The organism is Pseudomonas sp. 3JA (assembly GCF_036961705.1).
GTDB classification, from domain to species: Bacteria; Pseudomonadota; Gammaproteobacteria; order Pseudomonadales; family Pseudomonadaceae; genus Aquipseudomonas; species Aquipseudomonas fluorescens_Q.
On the sequence record NZ_JBAMDJ010000029.1, the window covers coordinates 15830 to 41676 of the forward strand.

A 25847-nucleotide genomic window follows, 5' to 3' on the forward strand; every position below is an offset into this window, starting at 1 on the left:
ATCCGGCACCTCACAACACGTCCAAGAATAAGAGTGCAGCGCCATGAATCTGAGCAAGGTCGATCTCAACCTTTTCATTGTCTTCGATGCGATCTACACCGAAGCCAACCTGACCCGCGCCGGGCAGATCGTCGGCATCACGCAGCCGGCCGTGTCCAATGCCCTGGCGCGCCTGCGGGAGACCTTCAACGACCCGCTCTTCGTGCGCACCGCCCAAGGCATGGTGCCGACTCCCATGGCCCAGAACATCATCGGCCCGGTGCGCAACGCCCTGTCGCTGCTGCGGGTGTCGGTGCAGGAAAGCCGGATCTTCAACCCGTTGCAGGCCGTCAAGACCTACCGCATCAGCATGACCGACCTCACCGAAGGCGTGATCCTGCCGCCGCTGTTCCAGCGCCTGCGTCGCCTGGCGCCGACCGTGGCCATCGAGAGTTTCCTCTCCAAACGCCGCGAGACTACCAAGGAACTGGCCGCCGGCCGCCTCGACTTCGCCGTGGACGCACCGCTCAACACCGACCCGCAGGTGCGCCACGTCAAGTTGATGGAAGATCGCTACGTGTGCGCCATGCGCAAGGGCCATCCGCTGGCGGGCAAGGAAAAGATCAGCCTCGACGATTACCTGGCCCAGACCCACGTGCATATTTCCAGCCGCCGCAACGGGCTGGGTTATGTCGACCTGGCCCTCGGCAAGATGGGTATCCAGCGCAAGATCGCCCTGCGCTCCCAGCATTACCTGATGGCCTCCCAGGTCCTGCAACAAACGGACATGGTCATGACCGTCCCCGAGCGCTTTGCCCGTCGTCACGATCTGCACGCCTTCCTGTTACCAGTCAACGACGTGCCGCCGGTGGAAACCCACCTCTACTGGCACGAAAGCACCGACCAGGACCCGGCCAACCGCTGGATGCGCGAGCAGATGATCGAGCTGTGCCAGCAGGTGACGGCCCATGAGAAGAAGCTCGACAAGGTTTAGGCGATCAAAATTGTGGGAGCGAGCTTGCTCGCGATGGCGTCGGATCAGTCGCCATTGATATTGGCCGGTCTACCGCTATCGCGAGCAAGCTCGCTCCCACAGGTACATGCCTGCCATGCAGTGCCGGCCCCATGCTTGACGCGAACGTCAACCTGCCTTTAGCTTAGCGCCAGCCCCTTTCGTTTCGAGCGCGTCCATGAGCAGCCAGACCTACAGCATCTCCGACCTCGCCCGCGAGCTGGATATCACCACCCGGGCCATCCGTTTCTATGAAGAACAAGGCCTGTTGAGCCCGGAGCGACGGGGCCAGGAGCGCATTTACTCGCCGCGGGACAAGGTCAGCCTGAAGCTGATCCTGCGCGGCAAGCGCATTGGTTTTTCCCTGGCCGAGTGCCGCGAACTGATCGAACTCTACGACCCCTCCAGCGGCAATCAGAAACAGCTGCACAGCATGCTGGCGAAAATCGCCGAACGCCGGGAACAGCTCGAACAGCAATTGCTGGACATCGAACAGATGAAGCTGGAACTCGACACCGCCGAAGAACGCTGCATCCAGGCGCTGGAGCAGACACTCAAGGGCGAGGAAATCGTCCAGTAACACTTTCCCTCTGTGGGAGCGAGCAATCTCCCACAATGGGTTCATCATTGCGCTCGACATATTGGCAACTCACTACAGGTCAATCCCCATGTCCCTCCCCTCCTTTGTACGCCTGATCGAAGTCGGCCCCCGTGACGGGCTGCAGAATGAAGCACAGCCCATCAGCGTCGCCGACAAGGTGCGTCTGGTGGATGCCTTGAGCGCCGCCGGCCTGGGCTACATCGAAGTCGGCAGTTTCGTCTCGCCCAAGTGGGTGCCGCAAATGGCCGGCTCCGCCGAGGTGTTCGCGCAGATCCAGCGCAAGCCCGGTGTAACCTATGGCGCCCTGGCGCCGAACCTGCGGGGTTTTGAAGATGCGCTGGCGGCGGGCGTGAAAGAAGTGGCGGTGTTCGCCGCCGCGTCCGAAGCATTCTCCCAGCGCAATATCAACTGCTCCATCAAGGACAGCCTGGAGCGTTTCGAGCCGATCATGGAGGCCGCCAGACAACACGGCGTCAGTGTGCGCGGTTACGTGTCCTGCGTGTTGGGCTGCCCGTATGAAGGTGCGGTCAAGCCTGAGCAGGTGGCTTGGGTCGCTCGGGAGCTGTATGCCATGGGCTGCTACGAAGTCTCCCTGGGTGACACCATCGGCACGGGCACCGCCGGTGCCACCCGCAGGATGTTCGAGGTGGTGGGCGCCGAGGTGCCTCGAGACAAGCTCGCCGGACACTTCCACGATACCTACGGCCAAGCCATGGCCAACGTATACGCCAGCCTGCTGGAAGGCATCGCGGTGTTCGACAGCTCCATCGCCGGCCTGGGCGGCTGCCCTTATGCCAAGGGCGCCAGCGGTAACGTTGCCACCGAGGACGTGCTGTACCTGCTCAATGGCTTGGGTATCGAGACCGGTGTCGACCTGGACGCCCTGATCGCCGCGGGTCGGCAGATCTGCGACGTGCTCGGCCGCCCTAGCGGTTCGCGTGTCGCCAAGGCCCGCAGCGCACAGTGAGGTGTTACCGCTGGCTTTGTAACGGCGGCGAAACGAGTAACACGGAAACAATTTGTCAGGTTTGACGCGCCAGGTTTTTCAGCTAAAAAATTCAAGCCATTGATTTATATAGATTTTTAAAAGTTGGCACGCCACCTGCTATATCTCTCGCATAACAAGAATAAAAAAACGCAGCAAACCCAATAAAAACAAGACGAAACGACTCTGGCATAACAAAAACAACACGGCAGAGACGCAGCTAACAGATTTTTTTGGAGAGGATGTGCTTTTCAGGGTGCTTTCAGGAGCAACCCGCAACCGGGCAGAGAACAATAAAACTACCTTCAGGTAGCTCCCGAATCGGTTGGATCGCAAGGCGAAAAAGCAGATCAGCGCTCAAAAAAATACGTTTGCTCTTGATCCCGGATGGGGATCGCCAAAAACAGCGGTAAAGGGCAACGGCTGCCAAAAACAACAACAGGCCGCCCCTCAATAATAAAAAAAGAGCACGCGACGACAAAATTAAAGGGGAGCTTCGGCTCCCCTTTGTGCTTTCCCGGATTTCACATTTCCCCCGTGGATGCGAGCACGCTCGCGATGACGGCGGCACAGCCAACCTATCTGTCGACTATCCCACCACCACCATCGCGAGCAAGCTCGCACAGTATTGTGGCTAGCTTTGCTTATCGCCCAGCTCTTCGATGCTGATCTCACGCATGCGGAATTTCTGGATCTTACCGGTGACCGTCATGGGAAATTCTTCGACGAATTTGAAATGACGCGGCGTCTTGAAGTGGGCGATGCGCTCCTTGCACCAGGCTTGCAGTTCCTGTTCGCAGGCACTGTGGCCGGGATGAAACTTGATCCAAGCAACGATTTCCTCGCCATAGCGCGAACACGGAATGCCGATCACTTGCACGTCCGCCACCGCCGGGTGAGTGAAGAAAAACTCCTCCAGCTCACGCGGGTAAATATTCTCCCCGCCGCGGATGATCATGTCCTTGTTGCGCCCGACAATGCGCACGTAGCCCTGCTCGTCCATGGTCGCCAAGTCGCCGGTGTGCATCCAGCCATCCGGGTCGATGGCATCGGCGGTGCCCTTGGGGTTGTTCCAATAGCCGAGCATCACGCTGTAGCCACGGGTACATAATTCGCCGACAGCACCACGCGGGACGAGATTGCCGGCCGCATCGATAATTTTACTTTCCAGTTGCGGCTGGGTACGGCCAACGGTGGTTACGCGCAGTTCCAGTTCGTCGGTAGGACCGGTCTGCAATGACACCGGGCTGGTTTCCGTCATGCCGTAGGCAATCTGCACTTCGGCCATGTGCATTTCATTGATGACCCGTCGCATCACTTCGATGGGGCATGTGGCCCCGGCCATGATGCCCGTGCGCAGGCTGGACAGGTCGAAGTCGCCCCGCTGCGGCTGGTCCAGCAGGGCGATGAACATCGTGGGCACGCCATACAACGCAGTGGCCTTTTCTTCGGCCACGGCCTTGAGCGTCAGCAGCGGGTCGAAGGCATCGTTGGGGTAGATCATGGTGCTGCCATGGGTCATGCAGCCCAGGTTACCCATGACCATGCCAAAGCAATGGTAGAGCGGCACCGGGATCATCAACCGATCGTCAGCCGTCAGGCCCAGACTTTCGCCGACCATGTAACCGTTATTCAGAATATTGTGATGTCTGAGGGTAGCGCCCTTGGGGAAGCCGGTGGTGCCGGAGGTGTACTGGATATTCACCGGCTGATCGAAGTGCAGGCTGGATTGGCGCTCGGCCAGTTGTCCAGGCGTCACCGCCGCCCCCAGGGCGGCCAGTTGCGACCAGGGCAGGAAGCCTGACGGTGGCTGGGAATCGAGGCTGATCACGCCGCGCAACTCCGGCAGGCGCTCGCTCTGCATCTGGCCGATCGGTTGCTCTGCCAGTTCCGGTGCCAGCGTTTGCAGCATGGCGTGATAGTCCGAGGTCTTGAACGCCCCGGCACACACCAGCCATTGGCATCCGGATTGTTTGAGCACGTATTCGAGCTCAGAGACGCGATAGGCCGGATTGATGTTGACCAGAATCACGCCGAGCTTCGCACTGGCGAACTGGCTGATGCACCACTGGGCGCAATTGGGTGCCCACACGCCAAGGCGATCACCGGTTTTCAAGCCTAGCGCCAATAAGGCTCGGGCGTGCAGATCGACAGCCTCGGCCAGTTGTTGCCAGGTGTAGCGCAGCGATTGATGGCGAACCACCAACGCCTCGCCCTCCGGATAACGGGCCACCGTCTGGTCGAAAACCTCGCCGATGGTTTGAGCCAACAAGGCCTTGGCCGCGGAACCACGGGTGTAGCTGAGCTGCGAATGCAAACCGGGTTGATCCATGACGCCCCCTCTTGTCTTTATTAGTGGGTGTAGCGGTAACCTGATGCAACAACATGCCTTTGCGGGCACTTACTCTGGCTCAAGTTGACGTTAACGTAAAGGGCGATTGACAGCCTCTCGTCGCAGGTTTACGTTAACGTAAAGGTGAGAGCCATTCCCCCCGCTCTCCGCACCCGATAAAAAAGCCAAAGGTGTCCCATGAGCTACCCATCCCTGAACTTTGCCCTCGGCGAAACCATCGACATGTTGCGCGACCAGGTGCAGGCCTTCGTCAAGGCTGAACTGGCGCCGCGAGCAGCGCAGATCGATATCGACAACCTGTTTCCCGCCGACATGTGGCGCAAGTTCGGCGACATGGGCCTGCTGGGTATCACCGTACCGGAAGAATACGGCGGCGCTGGCCTGGGCTACCTGGCCCACGTGGTGGCGATGGAAGAAATCAGCCGTGGTTCGGCCTCGGTCGCCCTCTCCTACGGTGCCCACTCCAACCTCTGCGTGAACCAGATCAACCGCAACGGCAATCACGAACAGAAAACCAAATACCTGCCCAAGTTGATCAGCGGCGAACACATCGGTGCCCTGGCAATGAGCGAGCCGAACGCCGGCTCCGACGTGGTCTCGATGAAACTGCGGGCCGACAAGCGTGGCGACAAGTACGTGCTCAATGGCAGCAAGACCTGGATCACCAACGGCCCCGATGCCAACACCTACGTGATCTACGCCAAGACCGACCTGGAAAAAGGTCCCCATGGCATCACCGCCTTCATCGTCGAGCGCGACTGGAAAGGCTTCAGCCGCAGCAATAAATTCGACAAGCTCGGCATGCGTGGCTCCAACACCTGCGAGTTGTTCTTCGATGACGTCGAAGTGCCGGAAGACAACATCCTCGGTGCGCTCAATGGCGGTGTGAAAGTGCTGATGAGCGGCCTCGACTACGAGCGCGTCGTGCTCTCTGGCGGCCCGACCGGGATCATGCAGGCCTGCATGGACCTGATCGTGCCCTACATCCACGACCGCAAGCAGTTCGGCCAGAGCATTGGCGAATTCCAGCTGATCCAGGGCAAGGTCGCCGACATGTACACCCAGCTCAACGCCAGCCGCGCCTATCTGTATGCCGTGGCCCAGGCCTGCGAGCGCGGCGAAACCACCCGCAAGGACGCCGCCGGGGTGATCCTCTACAGCGCCGAACGCGCCACGCAAATGGCCCTCGACGCCATCCAGATCCTCGGCGGCAATGGCTACATCAACGAATTCCCGGCCGGCCGCCTGCTGCGTGACGCCAAGCTGTACGAAATCGGTGCTGGCACCAGTGAGATTCGTCGGATGTTGATCGGCCGCGAACTGTTCAACGAAACGAAATGAATTTCGTCAGCTACGAGCGACAAGCTTCAAGCGGCAAGCGAACTGCGCTCTTGCTTGCAGCTTGTGGCTTGAAGCTCAAAGCTGCTACGGAGTAGCCCATGATTCTGCACACTCAGCTCAACCCGCGCTCGCCGGAGTTCATCGCCAACCGCGATGCGATGCTCGGACACGTCGAAGCCTTGCGCACCTTGCTCGCGCAAATTCGCCAAGGCGGCGGTCCCAAGGCCCAGGAAAGGCACACGTCGCGGGGCAAGTTACTGCCCCGTGAACGTATCAACCGACTGCTGGACCCGGGCTCGCCGTTTTTGGAAATCAGCCCATTGGCAGCCCACGAAGTCTATGGCGAAGACGTGCCGGCAGCCGGTGTGATTGCCGGCATCGGCCGCGTGGAAGGCGTCGAATGCATGATTGTCGCCAACGATGCGACGGTCAAAGGTGGCTCCTACTACCCGCTGACGGTGAAAAAACACCTGCGCGCCCAGACCATCGCCCAGCAGAATCGCCTGCCGTGCATTTACCTGGTGGACTCCGGCGGCGCCAATCTGCCGCGCCAGGACGAGGTGTTCCCGGACCGCGAGCACTTTGGCCGGATCTTCTTCAACCAGGCCAACATGAGTGCCCAGGGCATCCCGCAGATCGCCGTGGTCATGGGTTCCTGCACCGCCGGTGGCGCCTATGTGCCGGCCATGGCGGACGAGGCGATCATGGTCCGCCAGCAGGCGACGATTTTCCTCGCCGGCCCACCGTTGGTGAAAGCTGCCACCGGTGAGGTGGTCAGTGCCGAAGACCTGGGCGGCGCCGATGTCCACTGCAAGATCTCCGGCGTGGCCGACCATTACGCCGACAGCGACGAGCATGCCCTGGCCCTGGCACGCCGCAGCGTGGCCAACCTCAATTGGCGCAAACAGGGCGAGTTGCAGCATCGTCTGCCGATTGCCCCGCTTTACTCCGGCGAGGAGCTGTACGGCGTGGTTTCGGCCGACGCCAAGCAGCCGTTCGATGTGCGGGAAGTGATCGCGCGCCTGGTGGACGGCTCGGTGTTCGACGAATTCAAGGCGCTGTTCGGAACGACGCTGGTGTGCGGCTTCGCCCACTTGCATGGCTACCCGATCGCGATCCTGGCCAACAACGGCATTCTGTTTGCCGAAGCCGCGCAGAAAGGCGCGCACTTCATCGAGCTGGCCTGTCAGCGCGGCATACCGTTGCTGTTCCTACAGAACATCACCGGGTTCATGGTCGGCCAGAAGTACGAGGCCGGCGGTATCGCCAAGCACGGCGCGAAACTGGTGACCGCCGTGGCGTGCGCCAAGGTGCCGAAATTCACCGTGATCATTGGCGGCAGTTTCGGCGCGGGTAACTACGGCATGTGCGGTCGCGCCTACGACCCACGTTTTCTGTGGATGTGGCCGAACGCGCGGATTGGCGTGATGGGCGCCGAACAGGCGGCCGGCGTGCTCGTGCAGGTCAAGCGTGAACAAGCCGAACGCAGTGGCCACCCCTTCAGCGCCGAGCAGGAAGCCGAGATCAAGCAACCGATCCTCGATCAGTACGAAGAACAGGGTCACCCCTATTATTCCAGCGCCAGGCTGTGGGACGACGGCGTCATTGACCCGGCCCAGACCCGCGACGTGCTGGGCCTGGCCTTGTCCGCGTCACTGAACGCGCCTATCGAACCGAGCCGCTTCGGCGTGTTCCGGATGTAAACGGGGAATGCCCATGGATAACTTCAACACCCTCGAACTGCACAGCGACCCACGGGGCATTGCCACCCTGTGGCTCAGCCGAGAGTCGAAAAACAACGCCTTCAACGCCGAAATGATCCGCGAACTGATCCTGGCCCTGGACCACGTCAGCAGCGATCCAAACTTGCGCTTCCTGCTGATCCGCGGCCGCGGCAAGCATTTCAGCGCCGGCGCCGACCTGGCCTGGATGCAACAATCGGCCGAGCTCGACTACCACACCAACCTTGATGACGCCCGGGAACTGGCGGAGCTGATGTACAACCTCGCCAAGCTGAAAATTCCTACCTTGGCCGTCGTCCAGGGCGCCGCGTTCGGTGGCGCACTGGGGCTTATCAGCGCTTGTGACATGGCCATTGGCGCCGATGAAGCACAGTTCTGCCTGTCGGAAGTGCGCATTGGCCTGGCGCCAGCGGTGATCAGCCCGTTCGTGGTGCAAGCGATCGGCGAGCGTGCCGCGCGTCGTTATGCCCTGACGGCGGAACGCTTCGACGGGCAACGTGCGAAAGAAATCGGTTTGCTGTCGGAAAGTTACCCGGCCGAGGTCCTGGACCAGCAGGTCGAACAGTGGATCGACAACCTGTTGCTCAACAGCCCGGCGGCCATGCGCGCCAGCAAGGAACTGCTGCGTGAAGTCGGCAACGGCGCCCATACCCCGGCGCTGCGGCGCTACACCGAAAATGCCATCGCCCGCATCCGCGTCAGCCCGGAGGGTCAGGAAGGCCTGCGGGCTTTCCTGCAAAAGCGTGCGCCGAACTGGCAAGCCGAATCGAATAACAAGGAGCCGCGTCGATGAGCGCCCCTGCCCTCACCACGTTGCTGGTGGCCAACCGCGGCGAAATCGCCTGCCGCGTGATGCGCACCGCCAAAGCCATGGGCCTGACCACCGTTGCCGTCCACAGCGCCACCGACCGCGACGCCCGCCACAGCCGTGAAGCCGATATCCGCGTCGACCTGGGCGGCAGCAAGGCCGCCGACAGCTACTTGCAAATCGACAAGCTGATCGCCGCAGCGAAAGCCAGCGGCGCCCAGGCCATCCACCCCGGCTATGGCTTTCTGTCCGAGAACGCCGGGTTCGCTCGGGCGATTGAAAACGCCGGGCTGATCTTCCTCGGCCCACCGGCCTCGGCCATCGATGCCATGGGCAGCAAATCGGCGGCCAAGGCTTTGATGGAAACCGCCGGCGTGCCCCTGGTGCCCGGTTATCACGGCGAAGCCCAGGACCTGGAGACCTTTCGCGACGCCGCCGAGCGCATCGGCTACCCGGTATTGCTCAAGGCCACGGCCGGCGGTGGCGGCAAGGGCATGAAAGTCGTCGAGGATGTCAGCCAACTGGCCGAAGCCCTGGCCTCGGCCCAGCGTGAAGCGCAGTCCTCGTTCGGCGACTCACGGATGCTGGTGGAAAAATACCTGCTCAAGCCACGCCACGTGGAAATCCAGGTATTTGCCGACCAACACGGCAACTGCCTGTACCTCAACGAACGCGATTGCTCGATCCAGCGCCGCCACCAGAAAGTGGTGGAAGAAGCCCCCGCCCCCGGCCTGACCCCGCAATTGCGCCAGGCCATGGGTGAAGCCGCCGTGCGCGCAGCCCAGGCGATTGGTTACGTCGGGGCCGGCACGGTGGAGTTCCTGCTGGATGCGCGGGGCGAGTTTTTCTTCATGGAAATGAACACCCGCTTGCAGGTCGAGCATCCAGTCACCGAGGCGATCACCGGACTTGACCTGGTGGCCTGGCAGATCCGCGTTGCCCAAGGCGACCCCTTGCCGATCACTCAAGCGCAAGTGCCGCTGCTCGGTCACGCCATCGAAGTGCGGCTGTATGCCGAAGACCCGGTCAACGATTTTCTGCCGGCCACGGGCCGCCTGACGTTGTATCGCGAATCGGTCGGGGGGCCGGGGCGGCGGGTCGACAGCGGGGTTGAAGAAGGTGATGAAATCTCGCCGTTCTACGACCCGATGCTCGGCAAGCTGATTGCCTGGGGTGAGGATCGCGAACAGGCGCGCTTGCGGCTGTTGAGCATGCTCGATGAATTTGCCATTGGCGGGCTGAAAACCAACATCGGGTTCCTGCGCCGAATCGTGGCCCACCCTGCTTTCGCGGCGGCAGAACTGGACACCGGCTTTATCCCACGTTACCAGGCGCAATTGCTGCCAGAGCCCGGCGAATTGGATGACGCGTTCTGGTTAGCAGCCGCCCAAGGCTTCGCCTTGAGCCTGGCACCGCACGTACGCGGCGATGACGCCGCCTCACCGTGGGCCAGCACCACCGGGATGCGCCTGGGGTTGCCGAGGGAAACCACCTTGCACCTGAGCTGTGAAGGCCAGGATCGTGCGCTGACGCTGGACGTCACAGCCCATTGCGCGGAACTCAAGGGTGAGCGACTGACGATCGAGCACCACGGTGTGCGCCGCAGCCATCGGGCCATTCGCCAGGGCGACAGCCTGTATCTGCACTGGGCGGGTGACCTGCATCGGATCGATCTGTACGACCCGTTGGCCGCGGCAGAGGCCAGCCACAGCCATCAGGGCGGCCTGGCCGCGCCCATGAACGGCAGTATCGTGCGGGTCTTGGTGAATGTCGGTCAGCCGGTGGAAGCCGGGGCTCAACTGGTGGTCCTGGAGGCCATGAAAATGGAGCACAGCATTCGTGCGCCCAAGGCCGGGGTGATCAAGGCGCTGTATTGCCAGGAAGGTGAAATGGTCAGCGAAGGCAGCGCCCTGGTGGCGTTCGAAGAATAGGCATCGGCCCGCTCCCAGGGCCGATCCAGTCAGAACCTGATGGTGGCCTGCACCACCACACCGATGAGCCGACATTGCTCGGTGTACAGGTTTTTCGGGTAAGTCGGATTGAGCGGAACCAGGTAACGCTGCCCGCTCTCTTCGATCAATTTGCGAAAGGTCGCGTCACTGCTGCCGGGCAAGCAGGCAACCACCAGTTTGCCTGGCACCGCCTCGATGGCCGGATCCACCAGGATCGACATGCCCTCGGGAATGCTCAAGCCGCTGGGTGCGGTCATCGCGTCGCCCACCACCACCAGCCAGAACGCGGCCCCCAGGGCGTGGTAGTCCGTCAGCTCGTAGCGCGCCTGGCTGTAGGCGCCAGGATCGCCTTCGCGAACCTCGCCAACCTCGTGCCATTCACTGACCGGGTAGCGGAAGTACGGGTTGTACTTCTGCGCCAGGGCCATGCCTTCGTCCGTGGAAGTGTCCGGCTCGCGAATCACCATCGCCACTTCCAGAAACTCCAGCCCCAGCTCCCGCAGGACCCTGTTCATGTCTTCGACACTGGGTTGCCGGCGCTTGGTCAGCCAATGGCCGACGCCGCCCTGGGACATTCCCAACCGTTCTGCGAGCACCACTTGCGTGATGCGCAGCTCCTTCATCTTGGCCTTGACCAACTCTATCCATTTATCCATGTGCGGCACGATACGTGGATGACTCCGGCCATTCAAAACACAAATTGTAGTATTTAAATTATCGTCACAATTACGATAAGTACTATTCTGGATTCAGGAGTTCAGCCCCCCACACGGAGATTTTCATCCTCATGGATACACCCAACAAAAACCAACCCGGCAGCCCTTTCGACAGCACGTTCCCTTCCTTGCAGGATTGCCCGGCGGCCAAGCGCGCCCTCGATTACTACTTGAAACCAGGTGTTTCGCAGGCCCAGGCAGAACATCGCTTCTTCGACGTCAATCATAGCGTCAGCGCAGAAGAAGCCCTTGTTCACGCATGCGACCTGCTGCGCTGTGCAGCGGCAACCGCCCACGAGTCCGCCAACCAGTTGAACGGTTCGAACCGTGACCTGGCATTTTCGGTGGTGCACATGATTGACCTGGTCAAGGTGATGCTTGACCGATCCCTGGATGGCTACCCGACTCGCTAGGGGTAACACTCGGGAATGTCGCCGCGAACGCGGACGACGAGAAAAATTTTCCATCGACGCGATAAAATCATTTGACTTGCAAATGATAATGATTATTATTGCATCAGCTGGTCGCGAGATCAGTCGATAGACCAGAAGACCTTAGGTCGGACTTCTGGAATATCTCCTCATCAGGCTAATCACGGTTTTTGACCCGGCTTTTTGCCGGGTCTTTTTTTTGCCGATTTTTCGGCTTATGGCTTCAGGCTAATGAAGTCTTTTTGGGTGCTGCCAATTCGATGGCGGCGATGATAGCAAATGAATATCCGTTTGCAAGAGCAGCCCCGCCACGCAGGCGGAAACTATCGACAACCAGCGCTTGAGAATCAATTGCAGACTCTCTAAGCTGGCTCGGCGTCCAGGGAGGACGCCCCCTCGTTTACGTGACGTAAATCGTCTCGGTTCCCCCGTCTTGCGTGTACAGTAATGGCCATGAAAATCCTCTCCAGGAATCGTGACCGTGGCTAAATCTTCCTTTGATATCAGCGCCAATTTCGACAGCGGCAACATCGAGGTCGTCGACATCAGCAACCCGTTGCAATCGTTGCTCAAGATCAGGCCCGACACCCGCAGCGCCCATTTCCAATGGTTCCACTTCAAGGCCAGCGGCCTGCACGTCGGCCAGGAATATTCCTTTCGGCTGCTCAACGCCAGTCAATCGTCTTACAACAAGGCCTGGACGGGCTACCAGGCCGTTGCCTCCTACGATCACGTCAACTGGTTCCGCATTCCGACCCAATTTGAAGGCGACGCCCTGCGCTTTTATCTGGAGACCGAACAGACCAACGCCTGGTTTGCCTACTTCGAACCCTACAGTCGCGGCCGACATGATTGGCTGATCGAGCAAGCGCAGCACAAGGCTGGCACCGAACTCTTGGCCGTCGGTAAAAGCGTGGAAGGCCGGGACATTCAGCTGCTGCGCAAAGGCAGCGGTGCCGAAGGCCGGCGCAAAGTCTGGATCATCGCCCAGCAACATCCCGGCGAGCACATGGCCGAGTGGTTCATGGAGGGCGTGATCGAACGCCTCCAGCAGCATGACGATGCGCAACTGAACCAGTTGCTCGCCAAAGCCGATCTGTACCTGGTGCCGAACATGAACCCGGACGGCGCATTCCACGGGCATCTGCGGACCAACGCCATGGGCCAGGACCTCAACCGCGCCTGGCAGAACGCCAGTCCGGAAATCAGCCCCGAGGTCTTTTTCGTCCAGCAACAAATGGAAAAGTACGGCGTCGATCTGTTCCTCGATGCTCACGGCGATGAGGAAATTCCCCACGTCTTCACCGCCGGTTGCGAAGGTAACCCGGGCTACACACCACGCATTGCCGAACTTGAAGAGCGCTTTCGCAGCCATCTCAAGCATCAGACCAAAGACTTCCAGACCACTCACGGCTACACCCGCGATGAACCGGGCCAGGCCAACATGACCCTGGCGTGTAACGCGGTCGGCCAGAAATATGACTGCCTGTCCCTGACCCTGGAGATGCCATTCAAGGACCACAACGATCACCCGAACCCGATCACCGGCTGGTCCGGCAAACGCTCGATGCAGCTGGGCAAGGATGTGTTGAGCACCATCGAGGCCCTGGTCGACGAATTGCGCTGATCCGATGACCTGATCAATCCCCTGTGGCCAGGGAGCTTGCTCCCTGGCCACAATCCATCAACCCTTGCCGCGCAACATACTGTCCAACACCTCATCCCGGCGCACCCAAGCGTGAAACAACGCCGCCGCCAGATGCACCAGCACCGTCACGAACAACAGGTAAGCCAGGTACCCGTGGGCCTTGCGCAGCAGTGCGAACGTCTGGGCGTGGGCTGGCAGAATCGAAGGCAGTTGCAACGAGTCGCCGAGCATCACCGGGTCCCCCGCCGCCGAAATCATGCCCCAGCCCAACAACGGCAAGACCAGCATCAGGGCGTACAACAGCACATGCGAGGCGTTTGCCGCCAGCACTTGCCAGGCCGGCAGATCCGCCGGCAGCGGCGGTTGGCGGGTAGTAAAACGCACCACCAGGCGCACGATCACCAACAGCAAAATCGCGATACCCAATGGTTTGTGCAACTGCAACAGCCATTCATGGCGTTCGGACACCGAGGCGACCATGCCCGCGCCGATGAACAGCATGGCGATGACCATCACGGCCATCAGCCAGTGCAGCAGCCGGGCCAGCGGTACAAAGTGACGAGGGGCGCTCATGGGCGGGACTCCTGTTTGGCGGGCAACTGGCTCACTTCGCTGGTACGTCGCAAGTAGGAACTGGCATAGGCGGCGGAGCGCGCGACCAATAGCGGGTCTTCGGAACCTTCGATCCCTTGGGGCAGGATCAGCGGGTCATAGTTGATGTCGCGGCATTCGCCGTTGTCCTGCGCCTGGGTGCGCTCCAGCACCAACGTGCCGGCATTGAGTACCTTGCGGTCAGCGGGCCAAGCCTTGCTGGCATCGTTCACCGGGTCACCCGGGTTGGCCAGGGTGATGTTCAACTGCCAGCGCAACGGCCCGGCGGCGAGGCGCTTCACCAGGTCTTGCTCGAGGAAGTCGCCCCCCTGGGGTGGCGTCGCATCCGCGGCATCCTGGCTCATCGGCACCATGCCCCAGCGCACCGCCTGGCGCTGCCCGGCGGGGTTGATCAGATAGAACGCGTTGATGCCGTTGTAGGTTTCAGTGGCATAGCTGGCTGAGGGTTTGGCGGTCTTGATCCATTGCAGGAACGGCACCGCTTCGGGGTGTGCGGCAAAGAACGCCGGTACGGCCGCAGGGTTCGGTTTTCCTGTGGCAGGGTCCGGCGACTGGGCTTGCTGGAGTTGGTAGAAAGCTTGCGGCGTACCCACCGGAAACACCGGCATGCTGTTCATGCCGGTACGCCATTGCTGGCCGTTGGCCTGGGTAAAGCGCAGTGCCAGGCTGCGAATCGGCACGCTGCCGTCCGGTGCATAGGGATTGCCGCTGGGCAAGGCGAAACGCCCAACCACAGGCGTTTGCGGCAGCGAGAACACCTGGGCGCTGGAATAGGCGCTGGCCTCGCCCGAGCTTTGGAAGTAACCCGCGACGCAGACTCCTTTCGAGTGGTTGCGTCGAAAGCCCGGGTGAACGCCGTTGTTTTTTTCCAGCACATTGACCAATGCCTGTGGTGTCAGGCGTTGTGGGTCGAGGCTGCCATTGACGTAGGCAAACGCCCCGGCCAACGCAGCAACAATCACGGCGATGCCGCTCAGGCGCAATGTCAGGCCAGCGGCACTCAAGGGTGGCCGGCTCGACGAGGATGAAGGATCAACCATGAGAAATCTCCAGGCCTCGAGGCCATTTGTTGGAAAGGACCCGTCAGACGAAGGCCCGGCAGGTTTATTCCCACGCCTCGTATTTATTTTTCCTGCACTGGAATAATCTCGTTCGCGGGTCGTCTTTCCAGTCCCGGCGCAATGACTGCCCACAGAAGCCACCCCCCTATGAACGCATTCGACGAACAGTTGCGCGAGCTCATCCCCAGGCTACGGCGTTTTGCCGTGTCGCTGACGCGCAACCCGAGCAACGCCGACGACCTGGTGCAGATGTGCCTGGAACGGGCATTGTCCAAATGGAACGACAAGCGTCCGGACGGCGATCTGCGGGCCTGGCTGTTTTCGATTCTGTATCGGCAGTTTCTCGACAACCATCGCCGCTCACGACGGTATGCGCGCATGCTGGAGTTTTTCACCGGCCGCGACGATGCCCACCCTTCGGCCGAGCGCAGCGTGATCGCGCAATCGTCTTTGCAGGCCTTCGATCAGCTCACGACGGAACAGCGCGCGCTGTTGCTCTGGGTGTCGGTGGAAGGCTTGAGTTACCAGCAAATCGCCGACATCCTCGGCGTGCCGACCGGCACGGTAATGTCCCGCCTGTCCCGTGCTCGCCAGGCCCTGCGCCAACTCAGCGACGGCGAAGTCACCCGCCCTACCCTGCGGATACTCAAATGATCAGCATGCCCCCCAGCGACAGCGACCTGCACGCCTACGTCGATCGCCAACTGAGCGAGGCCGACCAGCGCCTGATGCAGGCCTACCTGGCCAACCAGCCGGAAGTCGCCGCCCGGGTCCGCGCCTGGCAACAAGACGCGCAGCACCTGCGCACGGCCCTGAGCGGCGCCTTGCAACAGCCGCCCAATCCGGATCTCGACCCGGCCATGATTCGCCAGCACCTGAAACATCGCTCCCGCCGCCACCTGGCCAGCGTCGCGGTGCTGCTGCTGGCCGTCAGCGTAGGCGGGGTCAGCGGCTGGCAGGCGCGACAAATGACCCTACTCAGCGCCGCCGCCCCGATGGCTGACGCCCTACAGGCGTACCGGTTGATTGCCCAGCAGGGCATCCTTCCGGCCGATTACCAGACCGGCGACGAGCAGAGCATGCAAGGCTGGCTCGACCGTTACTTCACCCGGGCTGACCGGCTGCCAGACCTGTCGGGTGCGGGCTTCAAGCCGGTCAGCGGACGCTTGCTCAGCACCGAACAAGGCGCGGCGGCGATGGTGGTCTATCAGGACCCGAGCGGTCAGAAAATCAGCTTCTACGTGCGCCCACCCGGCCCGAAAAACTTCCTCCTGCCGCGGGGCAGTCGTCGCGAGGGCGAGTTGCAAGCCGAGTACTGGTCCGGGCAGGGGTACAACTATGCGATGGTCATCCCCAGTGATGCGCCGACGGTGCAAAGACTTAAGCAGACATTGGACTTCTGATCCGCGCAGATCCCTGTGGGAGCGAGCTTGCTCGCGATAGCGGTGCGTCAGTCAACATCATTGCTCATTGAACGACCGCCTTCGCGAGCAAGCTCGCACACAGGACGACATAGCGCTTTACCGCCCAGCCAACTCCATGATCATCCGCGACAACAAATAAATCCTTGGCACCACGCTCTCGACTTCGGCGTATTCCTCCGGCGTATGGATGTTGCCACCGACGATGCCAAAACCATCCAGCGTCGGCGTGCCTACCCCGGCCGACAGACTGGCATCCGCCGCTCCACCGCTGCCTTCCTCGGTGAGTTTGCGCCCGAGTTCGCCATAGATGCCTTGGGCCATGGCCATCAACCGGTCCGACTCCGCCGTCTGCGGCATCGGTGGCAGGCCGCGCTTGAGGCTGGTGGTGACTTCGGTGTCGGCAATCAACTTGTCCTGCGATACCCGGGCCAAGTCTTTTTCGATGCGGTCGAACTCTTCCGGCACCGCTGCCCGCACATCCGCCTTAGCGCTCGCCTGGTCGGGGATCACGTTGGTCCGGTCACCAGCCTTGATCACCGTGAAATTGATGGTGGTTTTCTTTTCCGCGTCGCCAAGCTTGCCCAGTTGCAAGATCTGGTGCGCGGCTTCCATCGCCGCATTGCGCCCCAGTTCCGGTGCGACACCGGCGTGGGACGCCTTGCCCTTGACCTCCACCAGCGCCGTGGCACTGCCCTTGCGCCACACCACCAAGCCATCGGCCGGGCGACCCGGTTCAAGGTTGAGGGTCACGTCATGGGCCTTGGCGGTTTTCTTGATCAGGTCGGTGGCGGCGTCCGAGCCGGTTTCTTCGCTGGCGTCGAGCAGGAAAGTAATCTGCGCGTAGTTCTTGAAGTCCAGGTTCTTGAGCACCTTCAAGGCGTAGATCCCGGCGACGATGCCGCCCTTGTCGTCCATCACCCCCGGACCGTAGGCGCGTCCATCCTTGATGTGGAAGGGACGCTCGGCGGCCGAGCCCTCCTTGAACACCGTGTCCATGTGGGCCATCAGCAGGATTTTTGCCTTGCCGGTGCCCTTGAGGGTCGCCAGGATGTGCTGGGTACCGTCCGAGTTAGGCACCTTTTCGATGGTGGCGCCCAACTTCGTCAATTCATCGATCGCAATATCACCGACCTGGGTCAACCCCGGCACATAGCCTGAGCCAGAGTCGATGTTCACCAACCGCTCGAGCAGTTTCAGGGCCTCGCCCTTGTACTGTTCGGCGTCGCTCAGGACTTGTTGATGGGGCTGTGCGAAAGCACCGGGGGCGAAGGCGCCGAGGGCCAGGCTCAGGCCAAGACTGACGGCCAGACGGGAGCGAAGAGCGGTCATCATCATGATTTCATCCTTGTTCCGTATCGAAAGAGTGCCATAGGCACCCTACCCGACAATGGGTCAAGGCTCTAGACCGCAGGTGGCCACCTCAGGGAGACATGACCGATTCTTCCAACACCTGCCGATGCCGAAAACAAGTGACTCGGTTGCGCCCGCCGGTCTTGGCCTCGTAAAGCGCCTGGTCGGCATCATTGAGCCAATGGGTGGCATCGCCATAAGCCGGGTTGAAGGCTGCCAGGCCAATACTCAGGCTCACCTTCAGCGCCGGGTTCTGTTCATAGCTGAGCGTCGCGAAGCGCTCGCGCAACCCGTCCATGGCCTGCACGGCGTTGTGGAGCGTCAGGTCCGGCAGGATCACACAGAACTCGTCCCCGCCATAACGCCCGACCACATCGGCGGCGCGCAGGTTTTGCTTGAGCATCTTGCCAAGCTGGCGCAGCACGACGTCGCCGGCGACATGGCCATAGGTGTCATTGATGGCCTTGAAGTGATCGATGTCGATCAGCGCAATCGCACCGCGCCCTGCCCCGTCATTCGGGTGACGCTGGCAGCGCTGGAACTCCTCGTTGAGGCGATCTTTCCACGCGCCGTGGTTAAGCAAGCCGGTCAGGCTGTCGGTGCGACTCAGGGCCAGCAATTCGCGCTTTTGCCGGCCCAGGGTGTAGGCCTGGCGATAGCAGAACCAACCCAGTGCCATCGGGTACAGGCACAGCAACGGCAAACACGCATAGATCTGCGCCGGGCTGGTCATGGGTACGCTGGTCAGCGGGAAGATCAGCACGCCCACGACAATGCCGGCCACTTGGGCCAAGACCCCAATGAGCAGGAAACGCAGGCCACCAATGGCGACATTGTTCATCGCCATCATCGCCAGCGTGACGGCCGCGGGCAGCGGGTTGAACTGCATTGCCGCGACCCAGAAGCCGCCAAGCACCGCATCGATCAATAAATTGAGGTGTTCGGCGTGGTAGGGCATCGAGCAACGTCGGGCCCACCAGTAGGACAAGTGTGGCCAGAGCAGGCCATTGAACAGCATGAACCCCCAGACCCACGACGCCGGTTCGAGAGGAAAGATGGCAGCACTCACCAACAGCAACCCCAGCGTCAGGCCCAGAATGCGCGATATATAAAGCCTCCTGGCCAGCGTCCGTCCCTTTTTTCCCGTTTTTTGCATAGGAACCTCTGCACCGCGGGTTTCCCAAGTCATTGGGACGGGGGGTAGCTTGGAGTCTATCAGGGCGGCATCAAATAGCCACCACTGAATGAAGGGGTATTTATTCGCCTTCAAATGTCGGGCCCTACCGCGAATTTTGGCTATACATGAGTCATCCGGCGGCTGTCATAGCAAGTAGCAAAGCAAATGCGCTACGTCATCGCGATGTCCTCGGGTTTCAGCTTCACTTAGAGAGTATCTGACCCGTCGGCTCAGACTGGCCGATCACATTCTGTCCTGACCCATGGAGGGCAAAACATGTTGGTGTTGTGGGTAGTCCTTGCCGTGTTTATCGCCTGGAGCTGGTTGACGTATCCAGGCATCGGCCATGTGCTGTACGACATGGGCATGGCGCTGGAGGCACGTCTCTACCGGTTGCACAAGATCACCGTCCCCATCAGCGAAATGACCGTATCGACCTGGCAAGGCGGGCCCTATGAAGCGTCCGGCAGCATCCTGATGCTGCATGGCTACAGCGCCGACAAGAATCTCTGGCTACGCTTCGCCCGGCATTTTGTCGGCGACTACCGGGTGGTGGTGCCCGACCTGGCCGGCCATGGCGAAACCGGCTTCAAGGCCGGCGGCGGCTATGACATCCCGACCCAGGCCCGGCGGGTCATCGAGTTGCTCGACGCCTGCGGCCTGGACAAGGTCCATGTGATCGGCAATTCCATGGGCGGTTACCTCGCCGCATGGCTGGCGGCCACGTCGCCCGAGCGCGTGCTCACCCTGGCGCTGATCGATCCGGCCGGTGTCACCGCCCCCCAGGCCAGCGACATGGAACGCCATCTGGCCGCCGGGCATAACCCGTTCCTCGTCCACTCGCGGGACGATTTCGCGCCGTTCTACGCAATGACCATGGCCTCCCCGCCCTGGGTACCCAGCGTGGTGCTGGCGGCAATGGCCGAACGTTACGAACAGCGCCGCGATGAACTGGCGGAGATCTTCGTCGATTTTCGCGCCAGCCCGCCGATGGAACCGCACCTGGCCGACATCCGCGCCCCGTCGCTGCTACTCTGGGGGCGCAAGGACCGGCTGATCGACGTCAGCAGCGTGCCGGTGTGGAGCAAGGGCATTGCCGATTTGCGAGTGGAAATCTGGGACGGTATCGGCCACATGCCCATGGTCGAGCGACCGGGGAAAACCGCGGCGCTGTATCGGGAATTTCTCAAGGGGTTGGGGCAGTGACGGCGATGCAAGAATAACAAAATGAACCCTATGTGGGATTCAAGCCGACCCAGAGGTATCGACTTCATGAACATCCTCTACGACGAACACCTCGACGGCCCCTTGCCCAAGGTGGACAAACAGGCCCTGCTTCAAGCCTTGCAGGCACAGATTCCGGACCTGGACATCCTGCACCAGGAGGAAGACCTCAAGCCCTATGAATGCGATGGCTTGTCGGCCTACCGCACCACGCCCCTGCTGGTGGCATTGCCCAGGCGCGTCGAGCAGGTGCAAGCGCTGCTCAAGCTCTGCCATGGGCTGGATGTACCCGTGGTCGCCAGGGGTGCCGGGACCGGTCTGTCCGGCGGCGCCCTGCCCCTGGAAAGCGGCGTATTGCTGGTGATGGCGCGGTTCAACCAGATCCTGCACATCGACCCCGACGCCCGCACCGCGCGGCTTCAACCCGGTGTGCGCAACCTGGCGATCTCCCAGGCGGCGGCACCGTTCGGGCTGTATTACGCACCGGATCCCTCATCGCAAATCGCCTGTTCCATCGGCGGCAATGTCGCGGAAAACGCCGGTGGCGTGCACTGCCTCAAGTACGGCCTGACGGTGCACAACCTGTTGAAACTGGAGATCCTCACCATCGAAGGCGAACGCCTGACCCTCGGCAGCGAAGCCCTGGACTCGCCGGGCCTGGACCTGCTGGCGCTGTTCACCGGTTCCGAAGGTTTGCTGGGGGTGATCACCGAAGTGACGGTCAAATTGCTGCCCCGGCCCCAGGTCGCCAAGGTGCTGCTGGCCAGTTTCGATTCGGTGGACAAGGCCGGGCGAGCGGTGGCCGACATCATCGGCGCCGGGATCATTCCCGGCGGCCTGGAAATGATGGACAACCTGGCGATCCGCGCCGCCGAGGACTTCATCCACGCCGGCTATCCGGTGGAGGCCGAAGCGATCCTGCTGTGTGAACTGGATGGGGTCGAGGCCGATGTCCATGACGATTGTGAACGGGTCCGCCAAGTGTTGGAGCAGGCTGGTGCCACCGAAGTGCGCCAGGCGCGGGACGAGGCCGAACGGCTGCGGTTCTGGGCCGGGCGCAAGAACGCCTTCCCGGCGGTGGGGCGCCTGGCGCCGGATTATTACTGCATGGACGGCACGATCCCGCGACGCGCCTTGCCCGAGGTACTGCAGCGCATCGCCAGCCTCGGTGCCGAGCATGGCCTGCGCGTCGCCAACGTATTTCACGCCGGCGACGGCAACATGCACCCGCTGATCCTGTTCGATGCCAACCAGCCCGGCGAACTGGAGCGCGCCGAAACCCTGGGCGGGAAAATCCTCGAACTGTGCGTCCAGGTGGGCGGCAGCATCACCGGCGAGCACGGTGTGGGCCGGGAAAAAATCAATCAGATGTGCACGCAGTTCAACAGCGACGAACTGAACCTGTTCCACGCGGTAAAAGCAGCGTTCGATCCCCAAGGCCTGCTCAACCCCGGCAAGAACATCCCCACCCTGCACCGCTGCGCCGAATTCGGTGCCATGCACATCCATGGCGGGCAACTGCCGTTTCCTGAACTGGAGCGTTTCTGATGAGCCGCGAAGCCGACCAGGACGCCAGCGAACTGCTGCTCGAACAGGTCAATCGCGCCCGGGCCAACGCCACGCCGCTGCGTATCCAGGGGTCGAACAGCAAGGCCTTCCTGGGGCGCGAAGTGGCTGGCGAAGTGCTGGACACCCGCGTGCATCGTGGCATCGTCCACTACGACCCCACCGAACTGGTCATCACGGCCCGGGCCGGCACCCCGCTGCGGGAACTGCTTGCCGCCCTCGACGCCGCCGGCCAACGGCTGCCCTGCGAACCGCCAGCCTTTGGCGATGACGCCACGGTCGGCGGCATGGTCGCCGCCGGGCTATCGGGGCCGCGTCGTCCATGGGCCGGTTCGGTGCGCGACTTCGTCCTGGGCACGCGCCTGATCAGTGGCCACGGCACGCTGTTGCGTTTCGGAGGCGAGGTGATGAAAAACGTCGCCGGCTACGATCTGTCGCGCCTGTTGGCCGGCAGTTTCGGTTGCCTGGGGGTCATCACCGAAGTTTCCTTGAAGGTCCTGCCCAAACCCCGTCACAGCCTGAGTATCCGCCTGGAACTGGACAGCACCGAGGCCCTGGGGAAACTCGCCGAGTGGGGCCGTCAGCCCCTGCCCATCAGCGCCGCCAGCCATGACGGCGACTGTCTGCACCTGCGCCTGGAGGGTGGCGAAGGCTCGGTCAGCGCCGCTCATCAGCGTTTTGGTGGCGAGGTGATCGACGATCGATACTGGACGACACTCAATGAACATCAGTTGGCCTTCTTTGATGAGGGTTTGCCGCTGTGGCGCCTGTCGTTGCCCAACCATACCGGGCCGCTCACCCTGCCGGGCACGCAACTGATCGACTGGGCCGGTGCCCAACGCTGGGTGAAAACCGAGGCCGACACGGTGCAAGCCCTGGCCCATGAAGTCGGCGGCCATGCCACCTGCTATCGTCAGGGTGCCAGCGACACACCGTTCCAGCCACTGGCCCCGGCGCTGCTGCGCTATCACCGGCAACTCAAGGCCCAGCTCGATCCCCTGGGACTGTTCAACCCTGGTCGGATGTACCCGGAGCTTTAGCATGCAGACTCGGTTCAGTGAGGAAAGCAAAAACCTGCCCCGCGCCGAAGAAGCCGAACGGATCCTGCGCAGTTGCGTGCATTGCGGTTTCTGCAACGCCACCTGCCCCACTTACCAATTGCTCGGCGATGAACTGGACGGCCCGCGCGGACGCATCTACCTGATCAAGCAAGTGCTCGAAGGCCAGCCGGCGACAGCCAGCACCCAGTTGCACCTGGATCGCTGCCTGTCGTGTCGCAACTGCGAGACCACCTGCCCGTCCGGTGTGGATTACCACAACCTGCTGGACATCGGCCGGGCGGTGGTCGACCAAGCCGTACCGCGCCCCGCCGACCAACGTGCGCTGCGCCTGGGGCTGCGCAGCCTGGCCGCCAGCCCCGAGCGGTTCAAGGCCCTGCTGCGTCTTGGCGCGATCTTCCGTCCGTTGCTGCCGGCGAACCTGACCGCCAAGTTGCCCCGCCCTTCCCCGTCTCACGGCGAACGCCCGCCTCTGCGGCATCGGCGTACGGTGTTGATGCTCGAAGGTTGCGTGCAACCGGGCCTGTCGCCCAACACCAATGCCTCGGCAGCGCGAGTGCTGGATCGACTCGGCATCAGCGTGATCCCCTGTGCGCAGGCCGGCTGCTGCGGTGCGCTGGAGTATCACCTCGACGCCCAGGCTACAGGATTGGACCGCGCCCGACAGAACATCGACGCCTGGTGGCCGTACCTGGAAAACGGTGCTGAAGCCATCGTCCAGACCGCCAGCGGTTGCGGCGCCTTCATCAAGGACTACGGGCACCTGCTGGAACACGACCCTGCCTATGCCGCCAAGGCCCAGCAGGTGAGTGAACGGGCGCTGGACCTGGTGCAAGTGCTCGGCAAGGAACCGCTGGAACAGATCTGCGCGGCCAGGAACCAGCGCATTGCCGTGCATTGCCCCTGCACCTTGCAGCACGCGCAGAAACTCGGCGGCAGCATCGAGGCACTGCTGACGCGGCTGGGTTTCAACCTCACCGAGGTGCCCGACGGCCATTTGTGTTGCGGCTCGGCCGGCACCTATTCGTTGACCCAGCCCGCCCTGGCGCGGCAATTGCGCGACAACCGCCTCAATGCGCTGGAAAGTGGCCAGCCGGAGCTGATCGTCACCGCCAACGTCGGCTGCCAGAACCACCTCGACGGCGCCGGGCGCACGCCCGTGCGGCACTGGATCGAGCTGGTGGATCAGTCCCTGGCAGAATGAAGTCCTGAAGATTCTTCGTTTGCCGGGGCCGGCGAAGGCTGCGATCTTTCGTCCAACTTTCCCACAGCCCTCGCCAGGAATTCTTACGATGAGCTTCGTCAGCCCCGACCTGATCCGCCAACGCTTCTCTAGAGCGATGTCCGACATGTACCGCGACGAGGTGCCGCTGTATGGCGCCCTGATGAAGCTGGTGGAGCACACCAACGCCCAGGTGCTGGCCGAAGACCCGATCCTGGCCGCACACCTGCGCAGCACCGGCGAACTCGAACGCCTGGACCTGGAACGCCACGGCGCGATCCGCGTCGGCACCGCCGCCGAGCTGGCGACCCTGGGGCGTCTGTTCGCGGTCATGGGCATGCAGCCGGTGGGCTACTACGACCTCACGCCTGCCGGGGTGCCGGTGCATTCCACCGCCTTCCGCGCCGTGCACGAAAGCGCGTTGCAGGTCAGCCCGTTCCGGGTGTTTACCTCGCTGCTGCGCCTGGAACTGATCGAGCACGCCGAGCTTCGGGCCTTTGCCGAATCGGTGTTGGATAAACGGCAGATCTTCACCCCCAGGGCCCTTGAGCTCATCGAGCAGGCCGAATACCAGGGTGGCCTGAGCGAGTCCCAGGCTGAGGACTTCGTCCTACAAGCCCTGGAAACCTTTCGCTGGCACCACAGCGCCACTGTCACGGCCGAGCAGTACCGACAACTGAGCGCCCAACATCGGTTGATCGCCGATGTGGTGGCGTTCAAGGGCCCGCACATCAATCACCTGACACCGCGCACCCTGGACATCGACATCGTCCAGGCCCGGATGCCCGTGCACGGCATCACGCCCAAAGCCGTGATCGAAGGCCCGCCTCGCCGCCAATGCCCGATCCTGCTGCGCCAGACCAGCTTCAAGGCCCTCGATGAGCCGGTCAGCTTCACCGATCAATCACAATCCCAAGGCAGCCACAGCGCTCGCTTTGGCGAAATCGAGCAACGCGGCGCCGCCCTCACGCCCAAGGGTCGTGCGCTCTACGATCGATTGCTCAACGCTGCGCGGGATGCGTTGGGGGATTTCCCCAACGAGGCCAACGCCGAACGCTACAACACGCTGATGAGCGAGCACTTTGCCCAATTCCCCGACAACCACGATGAGCTGCGTCGAGAAGCACTGGCGTACTTCCGTTATTTCGTGACGCCCAAGGGCCTCGCCGCCAAGGGCAGCGTCGAGCGCACGGCCTCGCTGGAACGCCTGTTGGAGCAGCAATACCTGCGTGCCGAACCCTTGGTGTATGAAGACTTCCTGCCGGTCAGCGCCGCCGGCATTTTCCAGTCGAACCTTGGCGATGCTGCCCAGAGCCACTACGCCGGGCAGTCCAATCGCCACGCCTTTGAAGCAGCGCTGGGGCGGGCGACCATCGATGAGTTGGGGCTGTACGCCGAGACGCAACAGCGTTCTATTGATGAATGCTGGGCTGCGTTAGGCGTGTAGGAACGGGCTGAAGGTCGTTCGTGTAAGAGGTTGCGCTACGGATCTGCCACAAAACTCGATAACGAGCCGCCCCGCCTAAGGGGCCGCCGTGCCAACCTGAGGTGCAATAGCCGACATTGCTCCGAGCGACCTCTTGCG

The 25847-nt window shown here is 62.0% G+C and carries 22 protein-coding genes; 16 read left to right on the top strand and 6 right to left on the bottom strand.

The window, feature by feature from the left end:
• The first annotated feature begins 43 nt into the window (after window positions 1–43).
• The 3 genes from V7773_RS21040 (at window position 44) to V7773_RS21050 (ending at window position 2559) form a co-directional block, all read left to right on the top strand.
• Window positions 44–973 (top strand): LysR family transcriptional regulator, encoded by a 930-nt coding sequence (locus V7773_RS21040; RefSeq protein WP_063322104.1) that lies wholly within the window; start codon window positions 44–46, stop codon window positions 971–973.
• A 196-nt stretch (window positions 974–1169) separates the two neighbouring features.
• Entirely contained in the window at window positions 1170–1571 is a 402-nt protein-coding gene (locus V7773_RS21045) for a MerR family transcriptional regulator (RefSeq protein ID WP_072346631.1), read from the top strand.
• An 88-nt stretch (window positions 1572–1659) separates the two neighbouring features.
• Entirely contained in the window at window positions 1660–2559 is a 900-nt protein-coding gene (locus V7773_RS21050; protein WP_063322106.1) for a hydroxymethylglutaryl-CoA lyase, read from the top strand.
• Between the two features lie 652 nt (window positions 2560–3211).
• Here V7773_RS21050 and V7773_RS21055 read toward each other — a convergent pair.
• Window positions 3212–4909 carry an AMP-binding protein gene (locus tag V7773_RS21055; protein ID WP_336074932.1) on the bottom strand — a complete coding sequence of 566 codons (1698 nt, stop codon included), beginning with the start codon at window positions 4907–4909 and terminating at the stop codon, window positions 3212–3214.
• Between the two features lie 198 nt (window positions 4910–5107).
• Here V7773_RS21055 and V7773_RS21060 point away from each other — a divergent pair, with 198 nt between their 5' ends.
• The 4 genes from V7773_RS21060 to V7773_RS21075 all read left to right on the top strand — a co-directional run bounded on the left by V7773_RS21060 (window position 5108) and on the right by V7773_RS21075 (window position 10752).
• The gene (locus V7773_RS21060; RefSeq protein ID WP_092145444.1) at window positions 5108–6271 is read left to right on the top strand and encodes an isovaleryl-CoA dehydrogenase; all 1164 of its coding nucleotides are present in this window, start codon (window positions 5108–5110) and stop codon (window positions 6269–6271) included.
• Between the two features lie 98 nt (window positions 6272–6369).
• Window positions 6370–7974: a carboxyl transferase domain-containing protein gene (locus tag V7773_RS21065; protein WP_336074933.1), complete on the top strand. Its 1605-nt coding sequence runs from the start codon at window positions 6370–6372 to the stop codon at window positions 7972–7974.
• Window positions 7975–7987: 13 nt separating this feature from the next.
• Complete coding sequence (locus V7773_RS21070) at window positions 7988–8806, top strand: gamma-carboxygeranoyl-CoA hydratase (RefSeq protein WP_336074935.1); 819 nt, start codon at window positions 7988–7990, stop codon at window positions 8804–8806.
• Complete coding sequence (locus V7773_RS21075) at window positions 8803–10752, top strand: acetyl/propionyl/methylcrotonyl-CoA carboxylase subunit alpha (protein WP_336074937.1); 1950 nt, start codon at window positions 8803–8805, stop codon at window positions 10750–10752. The genes V7773_RS21070 and V7773_RS21075 overlap by 4 nt, the downstream gene beginning before the upstream one ends.
• A 29-nt stretch (window positions 10753–10781) precedes the next feature.
• Here the strand turns inward: V7773_RS21075 and V7773_RS21080 are convergent, their stop codons facing one another.
• The gene (locus tag V7773_RS21080; RefSeq protein ID WP_336074938.1) at window positions 10782–11429 is read right to left on the bottom strand and encodes a LexA family protein; all 648 of its coding nucleotides are present in this window, start codon (window positions 11427–11429) and stop codon (window positions 10782–10784) included.
• Between the two features lie 131 nt (window positions 11430–11560).
• Between V7773_RS21080 and V7773_RS21085 the strand changes: the two genes are divergently transcribed.
• Together V7773_RS21085 and V7773_RS21090 are read left to right on the top strand one after the other, a co-directional pair.
• A complete protein-coding gene (locus tag V7773_RS21085; RefSeq protein WP_063322112.1) occupies window positions 11561–11902 on the top strand; it encodes a DUF6124 family protein in 342 nt (113 codons plus the stop codon).
• A gap of 493 nt (window positions 11903–12395) precedes the next feature.
• Window positions 12396–13547 carry a M14 family metallopeptidase gene (locus tag V7773_RS21090; RefSeq protein ID WP_336074940.1) on the top strand — a complete coding sequence of 384 codons (1152 nt, stop codon included), beginning with the start codon at window positions 12396–12398 and terminating at the stop codon, window positions 13545–13547.
• 57 nt (window positions 13548–13604) lie between these two features.
• Here the strand turns inward: V7773_RS21090 and V7773_RS21095 are convergent, their stop codons facing one another.
• Together V7773_RS21095 and V7773_RS21100 are read right to left on the bottom strand one after the other, a co-directional pair.
• Window positions 13605–14141: a cytochrome b gene (locus tag V7773_RS21095; protein ID WP_336074942.1), complete on the bottom strand. Its 537-nt coding sequence runs from the start codon at window positions 14139–14141 to the stop codon at window positions 13605–13607.
• Complete coding sequence (locus V7773_RS21100) at window positions 14138–15220, bottom strand: catalase family peroxidase (RefSeq protein ID WP_336074943.1); 1083 nt, start codon at window positions 15218–15220, stop codon at window positions 14138–14140. The genes V7773_RS21095 and V7773_RS21100 overlap by 4 nt, the downstream gene beginning before the upstream one ends.
• Before the next feature lie 168 nt (window positions 15221–15388).
• Here V7773_RS21100 and V7773_RS21105 point away from each other — a divergent pair, with 168 nt between their 5' ends.
• Together V7773_RS21105 and V7773_RS21110 are read left to right on the top strand one after the other, a co-directional pair.
• Window positions 15389–15895 (top strand): sigma-70 family RNA polymerase sigma factor, encoded by a 507-nt coding sequence (locus tag V7773_RS21105; protein ID WP_336074944.1) that lies wholly within the window; start codon window positions 15389–15391, stop codon window positions 15893–15895.
• Complete coding sequence (locus V7773_RS21110; RefSeq protein WP_336074946.1) at window positions 15892–16644, top strand: anti-sigma factor family protein; 753 nt, start codon at window positions 15892–15894, stop codon at window positions 16642–16644. Before V7773_RS21105 ends, V7773_RS21110 begins: the two co-directional genes overlap by 4 nt.
• A gap of 117 nt (window positions 16645–16761) precedes the next feature.
• On the opposite strand, the gene V7773_RS21115 is transcribed toward V7773_RS21110, so the two are convergent.
• Together V7773_RS21115 and V7773_RS21120 are read right to left on the bottom strand one after the other, a co-directional pair.
• Window positions 16762–18000, bottom strand: a complete 1239-nt coding sequence (locus V7773_RS21115) for a M20/M25/M40 family metallo-hydrolase (RefSeq protein WP_092144351.1) — start codon at window positions 17998–18000, stop codon at window positions 16762–16764.
• A gap of 85 nt (window positions 18001–18085) precedes the next feature.
• Window positions 18086–19171 (bottom strand): diguanylate cyclase, encoded by a 1086-nt coding sequence (locus tag V7773_RS21120; RefSeq protein WP_336074947.1) that lies wholly within the window; start codon window positions 19169–19171, stop codon window positions 18086–18088.
• A gap of 297 nt (window positions 19172–19468) precedes the next feature.
• On the opposite strand from V7773_RS21120, the gene V7773_RS21125 reads away from it, so the two are divergent.
• The 5 genes from V7773_RS21125 (at window position 19469) to hglS (ending at window position 25709) form a co-directional block, all read left to right on the top strand.
• A complete protein-coding gene (locus V7773_RS21125) occupies window positions 19469–20398 on the top strand; it encodes an alpha/beta fold hydrolase (protein ID WP_063320374.1) in 930 nt (309 codons plus the stop codon).
• 66 nt (window positions 20399–20464) lie between these two features.
• A complete protein-coding gene (glcD, locus tag V7773_RS21130) occupies window positions 20465–21964 on the top strand; it encodes a glycolate oxidase subunit GlcD (RefSeq protein ID WP_092412831.1) in 1500 nt (499 codons plus the stop codon).
• Window positions 21964–23022 carry a glycolate oxidase subunit GlcE gene (gene glcE, locus V7773_RS21135; RefSeq protein ID WP_336074948.1) on the top strand — a complete coding sequence of 353 codons (1059 nt, stop codon included), beginning with the start codon at window positions 21964–21966 and terminating at the stop codon, window positions 23020–23022. The genes glcD and glcE overlap by 1 nt, the downstream gene beginning before the upstream one ends.
• Window position 23023: 1 nt before the next feature.
• On the top strand, window positions 23024–24244 hold the full coding sequence (gene glcF, locus V7773_RS21140) for a glycolate oxidase subunit GlcF (protein WP_336074949.1): 1221 nt from the start codon (window positions 23024–23026) through the stop codon (window positions 24242–24244).
• 88 nt (window positions 24245–24332) lie between these two features.
• Window positions 24333–25709: a 2-oxoadipate dioxygenase/decarboxylase HglS gene (hglS, locus tag V7773_RS21145; RefSeq protein ID WP_336074951.1), complete on the top strand. Its 1377-nt coding sequence runs from the start codon at window positions 24333–24335 to the stop codon at window positions 25707–25709.
• Window positions 25710–25847 lie beyond the last annotated feature (138 nt).